Annotated in this window: 12 protein-coding genes; 6 read left to right on the top strand and 6 right to left on the bottom strand. The window is 60.2% G+C overall.

From position 1 onward, the window contains the following. Positions 1 to 122 precede the first annotated feature (122 nt). The 3 genes from PSEUDOMOFG3G_RS23150 to PSEUDOMOFG3G_RS23140 are packed head-to-tail and all read left to right on the top strand — an operon-like array spanning position 123 to position 3,688. Complete coding sequence (locus PSEUDOMOFG3G_RS23150; RefSeq protein WP_047229370.1) at positions 123 to 782, top strand: paraquat-inducible protein A; 660 nt, start codon at positions 123 to 125, stop codon at positions 780 to 782. After that, positions 769 to 1,392, top strand: coding sequence for a paraquat-inducible protein A (locus PSEUDOMOFG3G_RS23145; RefSeq protein ID WP_047229371.1), 624 nt, complete (start codon positions 769 to 771; stop codon positions 1,390 to 1,392). The genes PSEUDOMOFG3G_RS23150 and PSEUDOMOFG3G_RS23145 overlap by 14 nt, the downstream gene beginning before the upstream one ends. After that, positions 1,385 to 3,688, top strand: coding sequence for a PqiB family protein (locus PSEUDOMOFG3G_RS23140; RefSeq protein WP_139051170.1), 2,304 nt, complete (start codon positions 1,385 to 1,387; stop codon positions 3,686 to 3,688). Before PSEUDOMOFG3G_RS23145 ends, PSEUDOMOFG3G_RS23140 begins: the two co-directional genes overlap by 8 nt. A gap of 182 nt (positions 3,689 to 3,870) precedes the next feature. Here PSEUDOMOFG3G_RS23140 and mksF read toward each other — a convergent pair whose 3' ends face one another. From mksF to mksB, 3 genes are read right to left on the bottom strand one after another with little or no spacing between them, the layout of a single operon-like run. Then, the gene (gene mksF / locus PSEUDOMOFG3G_RS23135; protein WP_139051169.1) at positions 3,871 to 6,711 is read right to left on the bottom strand and encodes an Mks condensin complex protein MksF; all 2,841 of its coding nucleotides are present in this window, start codon (positions 6,709 to 6,711) and stop codon (positions 3,871 to 3,873) included. After that, a complete protein-coding gene (gene mksE / locus PSEUDOMOFG3G_RS23130; protein ID WP_047229373.1) occupies positions 6,708 to 7,409 on the bottom strand; it encodes an Mks condensin complex protein MksE in 702 nt (233 codons plus the stop codon). Before mksE ends, mksF begins: the two co-directional genes overlap by 4 nt. Continuing rightward, complete coding sequence (gene mksB, locus PSEUDOMOFG3G_RS23125; RefSeq protein ID WP_139051168.1) at positions 7,399 to 8,679, bottom strand: Mks condensin complex protein MksB; 1,281 nt, start codon at positions 8,677 to 8,679, stop codon at positions 7,399 to 7,401. The genes mksE and mksB overlap by 11 nt, the downstream gene beginning before the upstream one ends. Before the next feature lie 180 nt (positions 8,680 to 8,859). On the opposite strand from mksB, the gene PSEUDOMOFG3G_RS23120 reads away from it, so the two are divergent. Then, positions 8,860 to 9,645 carry an energy transducer TonB gene (locus tag PSEUDOMOFG3G_RS23120; RefSeq protein WP_139051167.1) on the top strand — a complete coding sequence of 262 codons (786 nt, stop codon included), beginning with the start codon at positions 8,860 to 8,862 and terminating at the stop codon, positions 9,643 to 9,645. Continuing rightward, entirely contained in the window at positions 9,638 to 10,090 is a 453-nt protein-coding gene (gene rimI, locus PSEUDOMOFG3G_RS23115) for a ribosomal protein S18-alanine N-acetyltransferase (RefSeq protein WP_047229376.1), read from the top strand. Before PSEUDOMOFG3G_RS23120 ends, rimI begins: the two co-directional genes overlap by 8 nt. 280 nt (positions 10,091 to 10,370) lie before the next feature. Here rimI and PSEUDOMOFG3G_RS23110 read toward each other — a convergent pair whose 3' ends face one another. Next, positions 10,371 to 10,775 (bottom strand): serine kinase/phosphatase, encoded by a 405-nt coding sequence (locus PSEUDOMOFG3G_RS23110; RefSeq protein WP_139051166.1) that lies wholly within the window; start codon positions 10,773 to 10,775, stop codon positions 10,371 to 10,373. Positions 10,776 to 10,907: 132 nt separating this feature from the next. On the opposite strand from PSEUDOMOFG3G_RS23110, the gene can reads away from it, so the two are divergent. Beyond that, a complete protein-coding gene (can, locus tag PSEUDOMOFG3G_RS23105) occupies positions 10,908 to 11,552 on the top strand; it encodes a carbonate dehydratase (RefSeq protein ID WP_047229378.1) in 645 nt (214 codons plus the stop codon). A 10-nt stretch (positions 11,553 to 11,562) separates the two neighbouring features. Here can and PSEUDOMOFG3G_RS23100 read toward each other — a convergent pair whose 3' ends face one another. Then, positions 11,563 to 12,090, bottom strand: a complete 528-nt coding sequence (locus tag PSEUDOMOFG3G_RS23100; protein WP_139051165.1) for a lysine methyltransferase — start codon at positions 12,088 to 12,090, stop codon at positions 11,563 to 11,565. Positions 12,091 to 12,264: 174 nt separating this feature from the next. Continuing rightward, positions 12,265 to 13,422, bottom strand: coding sequence for a hypothetical protein (locus PSEUDOMOFG3G_RS23095; protein ID WP_047229380.1), 1,158 nt, complete (start codon positions 13,420 to 13,422; stop codon positions 12,265 to 12,267). Positions 13,423 to 13,454 lie beyond the last annotated feature (32 nt).

Below are 13,454 nucleotides of genomic sequence, written 5' to 3'. Positions count from 1 at the left end.
TGCAGGTAGGGGTTTTGTTTTGCCCGCAATAAAATTGCGCCGAGGCTCGGAATAAATTTGCACAGTTATTTTCAAGCCAGCGCACTAGAATAGCCTCCACCTTAGTTGAGCCAGAGCTCTTTATGCCCGATCCGTTTGACGCCCCTCGGTTGTCAGATCTGCCGTTGGATGACTTGGTGGCGTGCCATGAGTGCGACCTGTTGATGCGCAAGCCCCAGCTGGCCCATGGCGAAAAAGCCGAATGCCCTCGCTGTGGGTATGAGCTCTACGCTCACCGACACAATGTGGTCGAACGCAGCCTTGCATTGGTCATTGCCGCTCTGCTGTTGTATGTGCCGGCGAACTTTTTACCCATCATGCAGCTCAATTTGCTCGGCCAATCCTCCCAGGACACCGTTTGGAGTGGTGTGGTCGGCCTGTTCAATACCGGCATGCAGGGTGTATCGGTGGTGGTTTTCCTGTGCAGCATGGGCATTCCGCTGCTTAAACTGCTTTGCCAATTGGCCGTGTTACTGACCATTCGCTGGAATATCGGCCGTAGCTACGGCTTATTGCTCTATCGCATTTATCACCATTTACGCGACTGGGGCATGCTGGAGGTTTACCTCATGGGTGTGCTGGTGGCCATTGTCAAGTTGGCAGACATGGCGGCCATTACCGTGGGGCTTGGTCTGGCGTGTTTTATCAGTTTGTTGCTCGTCCAGGTCTGGCTGGAGGTGGTGATGTCGCCGCATCAGATCTGGCAAGCGTTATCAGGAGAGGACGCTCATGCGGGCGATTGATGCGGGTATTTTGATCTGCACAGAATGCCACGAGCTAAACCGGCAGGAAGCTGACGTCGATACACAAACCTGTACCCGCTGCGGCGCCCTGGTTCATCCTCGTCGCCCGAACAGCTTGATGCGGACCTGGGCGTTATTGGTCACTGCCGCGATTCTCTACATTCCGGCCAACATGCTACCGATCATGACCATCAACTCGTTGGGGCAAGGGGCACCGAGCACCATCATGGCCGGGGTCATCGAGCTGGTTCAGCACGGGATGATTCCGATTGCCGCCGTGGTGTTCATCGCCAGTATCGTCGTTCCGACTTTCAAGTTGGTAGGCATCGCCTTGCTGCTGTTTTCCGTGCAACGGCACCAGCCCATGTCTGCGCGGCAACGCATCCTTATGTACCGTTTTATCGAGTTCATTGGGCGCTGGTCGATGCTGGATATTTTTGTGATCGCCATATTGGTGGCGGTAGTGAATTTCGGTCGACTCGCGAGTGTCGAAGCCGGTCTTGGTGCAATTGCTTTTGCCAGCGTAGTGATTTTGACAATGATTGCCGCAGTAACCTTCGATCCCCGACTGATTTGGGATAACACGGAGTCGGATGACGACCATGACTGATTTGCCTACCGCTAAAACCCGACCGGCTTCGAACTGGTCCGCGATTTGGGTCTTGCCGCTGATTGCCTTGATTATCGGCGGCTGGCTCGGCTGGCGGGCCTATAACGAAACCGGCATCGAGATCAACGTGCGCTTTGAAAGCGGCGAGGGTATTCAGGTCAACAAGACTGAAGTCGTCTACAAGGGTATGCCGGTCGGCAAAGTGAAGTCCCTCAAGCTCGATGACGAAGGCAGCTCGAAAGGCGTGGTCGCGACCATTGAGATGAACAAGGACGTCGAGCAATACCTCAAGACCGGGACACGCTTCTGGTTGGTCAAGCCGAGCGTGACCCTGGCCGGCATCACCGGCCTGGAAACCCTGGTTTCCGGTAACTACGTGGCTATCAGCCCGGGGGAAGGGGAGCCGATCCGTAAATTCAAGGCCCTGGCCGAAGAGCCGCCACTCTCGGACGCCAAGCCCGGTTTGCACCTGACCCTCAAGGCCGAGCGCCTGGGCTCGCTGAACCGTGGCAGCCCGGTGTTCTATAAACAGATTCAGGTCGGACAGGTGAAAAGCTACCTGCTATCGGAGGATCAGAGCACGGTCGAAATCAAAATCTATATCGAACCGACTTATGCCGGCCTGGTGCGTAAACATACGCGTTTCTGGAATGCCAGCGGCATCAGCATCGATGCCAATCTGTCGGGCGTTAAAGTGCGCAGCGAATCCCTGGCGAGCATCGTGGCCGGTGGTATCGCGTTCGCCACGCCGGAGAGTCGCAAAGACAGTCCGCCCACAGACCCGAGCCTGCCGTTTCGTCTTTATGAAGACTTCGACGCTGCCGCTGCCGGCATCCGCGTGAAGGTCAAGCTCAGCGACTTCGAAGGGTTACAGTCCGGTCGTACTCCGGTGATGTACAAAGGCATTCAGGTCGGCAGCCTGAAGAACCTCAAGGTCGATCCGGATCTGTCCAGCGCTACCGCTGAATTGACCCTAGACCCACTGGCCGAAGATTACCTGGTGACCGGCACCCAGTTCTGGGTGGTCAAGCCGTCGATCTCGCTGGCGGGGATTACGGGCCTTGAGGCATTGGTCAAAGGTAACTACATCGCCATACGTCCCGGCGACAAGGGAGGCGCGCCGCAGCGCGAATTTGAAGCCAGGCCGAAGGCGCCACCGCTGGACTTGCGTTCGCCCGGGCTGCACCTGGTCCTGCTCACTGAAAACCTGGGTTCGCTGGAGGTCGGCAGTCCGATTCTCTACAAACAGGTCAAGGTTGGATCGGTGCAGAGCTACCAGTTCTCCCGCAAGAAAAAGCAGTTGATCATTGGTGTGCACATCGAGAAGGAATACGAAGGTCTGGTCAACGGATCGACCCGGTTCTGGAATGCCAGTGGGATTACGCTCACGGGTGGTTTGACGGGGGGGATCCAGGTCAAGAGCGAATCCCTGCAAAGCCTGATGGCCGGCGGCATTTCTTTCGATACGCCGGAACCCAATGTGCCGTTGAAAAGGCGCATCCCACGGTTCCGTCTGCATGCAGACCGCGAAGCCGCGCAACAGAAAGGCACAATAGTGACGATCAAGGTCGATCGCGCCGACGGTTTGCGCAGCGGCACGCCGATTCGTTTCAAAGGGCTGGATGTGGGCAAGATCGAGGACGTGGACCTCAGCGCCGACATGCAATCGATCCTGCTCACCGCACGTATCACCGAAGTGCCGGAGCGTATTGCTCGGGTCGGCTCCCAGTTCTGGGTGGTCAAGCCCGAACTGGGGCTGATGAAGACCTCGAACCTGGAGACGCTGGTGACCGGGCAGTACATCGAAGTACAGCCACCGGTGAAAAACCTGGGGCCGCAGAAAAACTTCGTGGCCCTCGCCAGCCCACCGCAAAACGCTGTCCCTGAAGCCGGTCTGAGCCTGGTGTTGAGCGCCGCTCGCCGTGGTTCGTTGAAGACCGGCGTGCCGGTGACGTATCGCGAGATTACCGTGGGCAAGGTTACTGGCTATGAATTGGGCCAGACGGCGGACCGTGTGCTGGTTCATATCCTGATCGAGCCCAAGTACGCGCCATTGGTGCGCAGCGGCACGCGATTCTGGAATACCAGTGGCTTCGGCATGGACTTCGGGTTGTTCAAAGGCGCGACAGTGCGGACTGAGTCGCTGGAGACGCTGATCCAGGGCGGCATCGCTTTTGCCACCCCGGATGGCGAGCGGATGGGCAACCCGGCGCGACCGGAGCAGACCTTCCCCTTGTTCGATCAGTTTGAAGAGGAGTGGCTGACCTGGGCGCCGAAGATCAAGCTGGGTAAGTGATCAGGGGGCAATCAGTCTGTTCTGACGCCATCGCGAGCAGGCTCGCTCCCACGAAGTGTCATCTGATTGCGACGCTAAACCTGTGGGAGCGAGCCTGCTCGCGACAATCCTAAAAAGCTCGCCGCAATGAAAAAGGCCGCGATCCATTGGATCGCGGCCTTTTTTGTGTCCGGCTATTTACCTCAAACCGGATCCAGCTCCGGCTCGTCGGCCTGTACGTTCACCGTGGCTTTCACCGCATCATGACGGCGGATGTACTTCCAGTCCGCCTCGTCGATGTAGATGCCGTTGGGGCCGCTGCCGCCTTCCAGGTCGATGGCGACGCTGGCGCAGACTTGCGGTTTCACACTGGCCAGGATCGGCACAAAACCCAGCTGCAAGCTGGTTTCCAGCAGCGCGGCCTGGTTTTTCTCGTCGATGTCTGCCGCTTCGTCAAGGTAGTACGGCAGACGCACGCGACCGGCCTGTTCGCGGTCCATCAGGTGCAGCAACAAATACATGTTGGTCAGCGCCTTGATGGTCATCGTGGTGCCGTTGGACGCCGCGCCATCGATATCGGTGTGGATCACGGGCTGGCCGTTGACCTTGGTGATCTCGAAGGCCAGTTCGAACAGGTCCTTGAGGCCGAGCTGGTTGTGGTTGGCCGCCACCAGGCGGGCCAGGTATTCCTTGGCCTCTTCGTTCTTGTTGTCCTGCTCGGCGCTCTGGCTGAGGTCGAACACCGACAGGGTCTCGCCTTCCTCGTACTGGCCGGCGCTGTGGATGATCTGGTCGATGTGCTTGAGCGCTTCCTTGTTCGGCGCCAGGACGATCCGGAAGCTCTGCAGGTTGGACACCTGACGCTTGTTGATCTCGCGGTTGAACAGCGCCAGTTGATGCTCGAGGCTGTCGTAGTCGCTGCGGATGTTGCGCAGGGTTCGGGCAATGTCAGTCACCGCCGCACGCCGTGCCTTGCCCAGGGTCAGGGCTTCGTCGGTACGGTGGGCATAGGCGTTGATCAACAGTTGCAGGCGGCGCTCCATGTCGTCTTCGCTGTCGAACTTGGCCACGCCCTTGAGGCGCACCTGGGCGTACAGTGCTTCGATCTGGCCATCGACCCGCAACAGACCCTGCCAGCTGTCCTGGTAGTCATTGAGCAGTGGCAGCAGGTTGTCCATGGAGTCGTCGACCGGGTCCATGAACGGTGTGCCGAACGGCAGGTCCGCTGGCAACAATTGACGACGGCGCAGGGCGTCGTCGAGGGTACGTTGCTTGGCTTCCATGTCGGCGATCTGCCGGCCCACCAGTTGCAACTTGGCGGACAACTGCTGGACACGTTCGGTGAAGGCATCGCTGGAGCGCTTGAGTTCGTCCTGGGCGGCTTCCATCTGCGCCAGTTGCTCAAGCTTTTCGCCTTCCTCGGCACTCAGGGTCTGGGTGCGGCGGAAGTCTTCCAGGGCTTTCTGCGCATCCAGAACCTGCTGGTACAGCGCCTCGGTCTGGGTCTTGCTCGCGGCGCGGTCGGCGGCCACAGCTTGCTGGGTCTTGAGCTGCTTGAGTTCTTTTTCCAGGCGTTGTTTCTGGTCCCGCAGTGCGGCGCGATCGGCCAGGGCTTGCAGGGCCGGCGGTTCGATGTGGGACAGGTCGATGGACAGGCCCGGTACTTCGAAACGCTCACCTTTGAAGCCGTCGAGGATCAGCTCCATGGATTTGACCCACTCGCCGTTCTCGTCCAGCGCGATACCGTGCTCGCCCAGCGGCAGGCTGAACAGCGCACTGTTGAACAGGCGCATCAGGCGTTCAACGTCCTGTTGCGAGAATTCTTCCCGCAGGCGGGCGTAGCTGTTGTTGTCGGCATGATCGAGTTGCTGCTTGACCGACTTCAGGCGTTTCTCCAGATCCCGCAGGCGCTCATCCAGGTCTTCGGCGCTGAACTGCCGGGACTGGGCCAGGGCACCGGCCAGTTCGTCGTGGGCATCCTTGGCCGCGAGTAGTTGTTGCTCGAGGACCTTGACGTCATCCACCAGGGCAAAGCGGTTCTTGAGCACCGACAGTTCGCCAATCCAGCGCTGGATACCGCTGATTTCCCGTTCCAAGCGCATCAACTCCTGAGTGCCGCCGCGCTGGTCGTTCTGCAGCGAATCCTGCTCGTTGCGGTAGTGCTCGGCCTGGATGGTCAGCTCTTCCTTGCGCGCACTGGCGTAGTCCGACCAAGTGCCGAGCAGCGAGTCGAGCAACGGTGACAGACGATGCAGTTTGCCGCGCAGTACATCGCGCTGCTTCACGCCATTGGCCAGGGCCTCCACCAGCGGACCGGCAGCCACCAGGGAGTTGTAGTCCTGTTCCATGCGTCGTACATCACGGAAGGCTTCTTCACACGCGGCGATGTAATCCACGCTACCGGAACGCAGGCTGTGCTCGAACGCGTCGAGGAACAGTTGCTTGAGCTTGGCCGCAGTAATTTCGCGCATGTGCAACAGGTTGATGAACAGCGCGCGGAAGGTCTTGAGGCTTTGCTCGCTGGTGGAGCGCAGCGGGATCAGCGTCAGGTCCAGCGGAATCGAGGTATGACCGCCCACCAGCAGGCGTCGCAGTTCATCAGGCTTGAGTTCGTAGGCTTTGAGGCCTTCGCGCTCCAGGTTGGTGAACAGCTCTTTCTGACGCAGGCAGGTGTCGTCTTTCTGATAATGGGCCAGGTCCAGCTTGCCGGCGTAGGCAAAGAACTGGTGGCCGAAACCGCCGCCGGGGCCGCGACCGACCACACCGATCACGTGCGGGCCGTGGGGCAGGGCGACTTCCACCAGGATGTAGCTGGTGTCCGAGGCAAAGTAGAAACGCCGGGATTGCTCCAGGCTGTACTTGCCGAAACTCATGTCCGACATGCGCGCCAGGATCGGGAACTGCAAGGCGTTGATCGACGCGGATTTACCGAGGTTGTTTGCGCCGTACACCGACAGCGGTTCTTCCAGCGGGAACAGGCCCAGGCTGTAGCCGGCGGTGTTCAAAAGGGCAAAGCGGCGGATGCCGTAGCGTTCCTTGCTCATGCGTCGGTCTCCTGTTCTTCGGCAATGGCACGGGCCAGTGCGTCTTCTTCGCTTTCACCTTCGAATTCGCTCAGATCCAGCGGATCATCGGTTTGCAGCAACTTTTCGTCGCTGTCTTCGTCGATCAGTACCGGTGCAGGCAACGGCAGCACGCTGTGCAGGCTGGCGGCCAGGTCGCGGTCCTGCTGGACCGACAGGCAGACGTCGAGGAAACGGTGCATCGGTGGCAGGAAGCGGTAGACACCGTTCTCTTCGCCGGCAAAACCCAGTTGGGTCATGCGGCGCATGATTTTTTCTTCCAGCTCTTCCTGGGTCTGCACTTCGGCCTGAAGGAACAGGTCGCGGTACTTTTCCAGAAGCGAGGGCAGCTCATCGCGGCCCAGGCTACCACCGTCGAGCACGGCAATCGGGTCGCGGCCCTGGTCGGCTAGGTGCTCGACGAGGATGAAGGTGAACAGCGCCAGGCGTTGGGCGGTCTTGTTCACCGCAGCGGCGGCGAGGTCCGGCACGAAGTAGTAGAAACCACGGGTGTCGCACACCAGTTCGAAACCCAGGGCCTTGAACAGCGTGCGGTACTGGTCCTGGAAGTTCGACAGTTGCGCGTACAGCTCCGGGTCGCGGCGGCTGACGTGGTAACCCTTGAACAGCTCGCGAAAAATCGGCGCCAGTTGGGACAGTTCGGATAGATCAAGATGCATGGGGGATGCTCGCAGAATCCTCGGCGGCGGTGTCGCGGGCCGAGAGCAGGGCGAAGGAGCGCAGGCTGACCTGATGCTCGTGAGTGTGGTAGTCGCGGCGTTCCAGACGCTCGCGCTTGAAACGTTTTTCCCGCGACAGACGCGAGAACCAGTACAGCAATTCGTCGGTGGCGCCGTCCGGCTCCTGCTCCAGCAACCAGGTCATCAGGTCCGGCATTGGCAGCGCGTCTTCGCAACGCTCGACCATCTCGCGTACGGTGCGTGGCGCGCGAGGAGCCTCGCCGCCCTTGTGGGTCTTGTGGGACTTGGGGAAGCGCGCCGGTTTCGGCTCGAAACGGGCCAGGGCGTACACGTAGGCTTCGACCTGACTGGCGCTGCCCAGGAAGGTGCTTTGCGGACGGGTGAACAGCGGCATGGCGGCTTGGGGCACGGCATCGAGGCCTTTGCGCCGAATGGCGGCCAGGGCCAGGGCGGCGCCACGGGTCACCGCGTTGTGACGGCGGGCCTCTTCGCGTAGCGGCAGGAGCAATTCGCGGGCATGGCGCAGGGTCAACTGGGCGCTGGTCTGCATCTCGAGGATGCGCGCGTGGGTGCGCAGCAGCATGTCATCGTCCACCAGGTGGCCGAGGCGCTGCTGTTCGGTGAGCATGCGCAACAGCACATTCTCGATCTTGCGCACGCCTTGCTCGAACGCACCGTCGGCGTTCACCAACTGAATCATCGGTTCGACGTATTCATCCCAGGTCGCCAGCACTTCGGCGTAGCGCTGGCGCAACGGAATCTGCCGGTCGCTGGTCTTGGCCCGTTCGGCCACCGCTACCAGGGCCTGTTCGTCGTTGGCGAGTTTCTTGAGTACGTCGCGCACGCGCATGTCCAGCAGACGCAACTGGCGGGCCAGATCGTTGCCGTCGCGAATGTCGAACGCGTCCTGGATATAACCGGCCAGGCGCTCGAGGTGGCGCAGGTAGGCTTCGATTTCCAGGCACAGGCCGAGGCGGTGTTCGCGGCGCAGGTAGGCGAGGAAGTCATGGATCTGGGCGTTGAGCTCGAAACGGTTCGGGCTTTTCGCCACCGGTACGAGGATGTCCAGGCGGATCCACACGTCCAACAGGTTGGTGATGTCCTGGGGCGTGCTGTCCAGTTGTTGGGCGGCCAATTGTGAACGCAATTCGTTGAGGCTCAGGGTGCCCTGGTCGAAGTGCTCGCACAAAGGTTCCAGCAATGCCCAGTGTTCAGCGAGGGCGCGCAAGACGCGCTTGGGTTCGATCATCGCAATGGCCGTCGGGTTGGCAATTAAAAGGGGCGATTGTACTGCATCAGGCCGGTTGCGATTCACCCCTGAGACGGACTGTCGGTTGAATCGCTCAACTATTGATTCAACAGGGAAGCGATCTCTCTCGAAGGGCGGTAGAATCCCTTCCACTTTCAGTTATCCACAAGTGGCCGACCCTTGCTTATCGAGTCCCGCCGCCGCGCCTATCTGACCGCCATGCAGGTGGTCAACTGGCTGCCGCGTACCGAATTGCCGTTTGCCGCCCCGTCGCGGCCCGAGCTGCTGGAAACGCCCGAGCCGCTGGATATCGAGCCGGTCGTGAGCGCGCCCGTGGCCAAGACGGTTGCCGAGCCGGTGGCGCCCGTGGTCGAACGGCCGAAGATCGAGGTTCCGCGCCCGAGCCTGGCTTCGACCCGCACCAACGCCAAACCGGTAGAGGCCGCCGATGAGACCCCGCCCCCGGTCAAGGCCCCTTACGTCGCACCGCCGCGTTTCGCGCTGCAACTGCTACGGGCAGGACGTTGCCTGCTACTGGTGGAACTGCCCACGGGCGAACCGTTTCAAAGCCGCGATCCGGCGTATCTGTTGCTCAAGGACATGCTGCGCGCCGCCGGTCTGCCGGACAGCCCACAGATCATTGGCGAGCCAGTGCGCTGGCCGTTGCTGTCACGCGGGACCATGGACCAGGGACCAGAAGCGGCGCGGGATTTTGTCCAGGGTTTTGTCTCGGCGCGGCTTGAGGATGAGCCCTGCGTGTGCCTTTGGCTGATCGGCCTGCCGGCGGTGAAATTTGCTGGTGAGGTGGATGCTGAAGCGTTCAATCGCGAACTGCAGGTCGAAGGCCTGGGCTCGGCCTGGGCGTTGCCCGGCCTGGAATTGTTAATGGAGACGCCACAGCGCAAGGCTGATGTCTGGCAAGCCATGCGCCGGCTGATGGCGCGTTGGAAAGAATCGAATGAGTGACGCTGTATCGTTCCGCCCGATGACCGAGGCGGACCTCGACGCTGTGCTGAAAATCGAATATGCGGCCTACAGCCACCCCTGGACCCGAGGGATCTTTCTCGACGGGCTGGGCAAGTACCAGATCTGGCTGATGTTCGAAGGCCAGCAGCAAGTGGGCCACGGCGTGGTGCAGATCATCCTGGATGAAGCGCACTTGCTCAACATCACCGTCAAACCGGAAAACCAGGGGCGCGGCTTGGGTTTGCGGCTGCTGGAGCATCTTATGTCCATTGCCTACAAGGCCGAGGCTCGGGAGTGCTTCCTGGAAGTGCGTGACAGCAACCGCACAGCGTTCCGGCTGTATGAGCGCTATGGCTTCAATGAAGTCGGCCGTCGCCGCGATTACTACCCTGCGGTGGGCGGACGCGAAGATGCGGTGGTCATGGCGTGTACCTTGGTGGACTGAACTTGCCACATCGAGGTTAACCGCAACGCCGTCATCGCGAGCAAGCTCGCTCCCACAGAGAGCTTGGCGGTGTGCATCAAATTTGCGCTCGAACACAAAACCCTGTGGGAGCGAGCTTGCTCGCGATGACGGCGGCACATTCAACCCCAGTGCAAACTGATCCACCGCTATCGCGAGCAGGCTCGCTCCCACATTGGATCTGCATCGCTCAAGACATTGGGTTATGACGCAGAACCTGTGGGAGCGAGCCTGCTCGCGATGGCGTCAGCTCTATCGACACTTACCGCTTGCCATCCAGCGGATCGATATCGGCCATTTGCGCTTCATCCAGCCCGTCGCCCCCGCCAATATCATTTTCATCCACCACGCTCAGGTCCCAGTCGGCCTGCCCGTCGTCACCGGCTTCATGGGCGTCCCGGGCACCGTCTTCGCGGATCAGTGTTTCCGGGCTCATGTCGTCGTCGGTGGGTTCGTGATCATCCGTTGAAGCCCCTGTCAGCCCGGCTTCACGCACGCGTTCACGCGGTATCAACTGTTCGCGTTCATTTTCCGGCAGTTCGTCGCCGATTTTCGCACTGGGCTCTTGTTCGTCGAATTCCAGTTCATGCATCGAGCCCATGCGGTCTTCGTTATCGTCGATGGGTTCCGGCTGGACCGCGTCGAAAGGACGTCGTGAATCATTCATGGCAATTCCTCATACTGTGGGGCTTACTGGGTGGACCCACAGCCGTGGCGAGAATTCCAACGGCATTCTGGACGTGACCTCGACGGGCGGTCGTCTGTCAAAGTTGCGCACTATTCTCGAGGGCTAGATAGCATGAACGAATTACAAGATCTGATTGATAACAACGCGCGCTGGGCCGATGCGATCAAGCAGGAAGATCCTGATTTCTTTTCCAAGCTGGCCCGTCAGCAAACCCCTGAGTATCTGTGGATCGGCTGTTCCGATGCGCGGGTGCCGGCCAACGAGATCGTCGGCATGCTGCCCGGCGATCTGTTTGTGCACCGTAACGTGGCCAACGTGGTGCTGCACACCGACCTCAACTGTCTGTCGGTGATCCAGTACGCGGTGGACGTGCTCAAGGTCAAACATATCCTGGTCACCGGGCATTACGGCTGTGGCGGCGTGCGTGCCTCGATGCAGGATCGTCAACTGGGTCTGATCGACGGCTGGCTGCGTTCGATTCGCGACCTGTACTACGAGCACCGCGAAACGTTGGCCCAATTGCCGACCGAAGAAGAACGCGTGGATCGCTTGTGCGAGCTCAATGTGATCCAGCAGGTGGCCAACGTCGGCCACACCAGCATTGTGCAGAACGCTTGGCATCGCGGGCAGAAACTGTCGATCCACGGCTGTATCTACGGGATCAAGGACGGCCGCTGGAAAAGCCTGGACACGACGATCAGCGGTTTCGAGCAGTTGCCGCCGCAGTATCGGCTGCGTCCGGTCGGCGCGCCCTGATTCGGCTCATTCAGTCGCGATGACAGCGGCGACGCCAGTGCCGCAGAAATTTCATCCCTCGCTCGTTGGGCGGTTCGTCATAGCCTGTGATCCAGCCATGACAGTTGGACGAACCGCACCGGCAGGCGAACTGTCGATACAATTTCTGCTCGGTACTGGCGTAATCCATCGTCAGGCAGTCACCTTCCTCGATGATGGTCAACGCCCATAACCACAGTTCGCTCATGTCAAGGAAAACGTTCGGGCTGCAGGAGTGCTGCAGCAATGCGGCGAAGCGCGGGTCATACATGTGGATGTCCGGCAGGATCTGCAGTGTATGCAGGCGTCGTCGGCTGACGATCAGTCCCGATACCCTGCACATCCTTTCCAACGGCGCAAACCGCTTGCGGGCGACGATGCCATTGCCGCGGCCGTTAGTCGTCTGGCGCACTTCGAAATCGCGCCTGGATGGATAACCCATGCGCGTGCTGAGTTGTTTCTCGGGGTAGATGCCGTCCCCGTTCGGTGAGGATGCGCTGTCTGCAAGGAAGGTGGTCATGACGGTCCCTGTCGCGTAGGACGCTCGGCCTTCTGGCGCTGGCGATCCTGCCAGCGATCATTGAAACCTGCCTAGCTTCGCGCAACCTTGAAACGACATCTACTGTCGACTCTGACAGGAGCCAAAGGCGCTTTCCCGCGTGAGCCCAGGCTTACGCAGGAAAGTCCTTGGGGTTTACACCGCGTCAGGCAGCGCTGGCATGGGGACTTTCAATTGTGGAAGTTGTGATTTGATTGCCGGCTCCGCGCATTTTTTCGCCGCTTCGTCCGCAGACAGCTTGCGGATCGAGGTATAGAACAGCTCACAGGTTTCTTCCTTTTGCGTGACCTGCCAGGTCTGTGTGCATTGATTCAATTGCGCACTCGGATCGGTGCCCGGTTTGCTGCCCATGCCGGCTTGCCAGCATGCAGCGCTGAGGTCCTGCCCCATGACTTTCAAACCTGCCGCATCCGCCTTGGCCTGATCACCGTTGTAGCTGTCAGGGTCGGCGGCATACCAGATGTAGCTCGGGTGGTTGGAGCCCAGGACCGGAACCTTGACACCCGCAGTCGGCGTAATGGTCGCCAGACCCAGCACGTCCACGGTCTGGCCGTACTGTGTCTTGATCCAGTTCCGCACGGGAGCACCGAAGGCCACCATCGGCAGGGCGTCGCCGCTGGCGTTCTGGCTGACTTGCTTGACCATGGTGGTCTGGTAGTCATTGAAATAGTCGTAGACCCCGCCCAGCGCCTGGCCGGCATTGGATGGCGCCGCAATCGGTGCGATGTCGACAATGGTCTGGAAGGCCGGGGTCTGTTCGGCGGCGATGCCGTTGGCGGTCAGCAGCGTGGCCCAGCGATCGGTGGTGGCCGATTCCAGGTAGTCCTGCGCCTGGGTCAGGGAGTAATCCGGCGGGAAGTGCAGCAACTCAATGCTCTTGCGGTTCTCCAGGGCCATGCCCAGCGGCAGGAACAGGTACCAGTCGTAGGCCCATTTGTTATCGCTGTTGAGTTTGGTGGCGCCCTTGTATGCCAGGTCACCGGCATCCAGCAGCGCAGTCAACGGTTTGCCGTAGTCTTGCGGCACACCGCTAATACTGGCGTAGACCTTATCGTTGTCGCTTTTGACGCTGACCTTGGCCGCGCTGTAGCCGTCACGCTGCACGCTTTGGGTCAGGTAATGCTCAACGGTCTGCTCCAGCGTCCAGTTGCGAAAACAAATGACGTTGCAGTTGTTGGGATAGGCGAAGAGACGGGTGACGCGTTCGGTACTGCCCAACTGAACATCGATGTCGGCATGGGCGGCGGCACTGAAGGCCAGGGTGGCAAGAGAAAGTACGGCGAGTTTGGACATGCTCAGATCCTTTTCAGCGTGTGGACCCCTCG

The sequence above is a fragment of the Pseudomonas sp. FG-3G genome (genome assembly GCF_901007645.1).
Taxonomy (GTDB): Bacteria; Pseudomonadota; Gammaproteobacteria; order Pseudomonadales; family Pseudomonadaceae; genus Aquipseudomonas; species Aquipseudomonas rhizophila.
The sequence above is the reverse complement of the archived record's forward strand: the minus strand, read 5'-3'. Positions and strand labels throughout refer to the sequence as shown.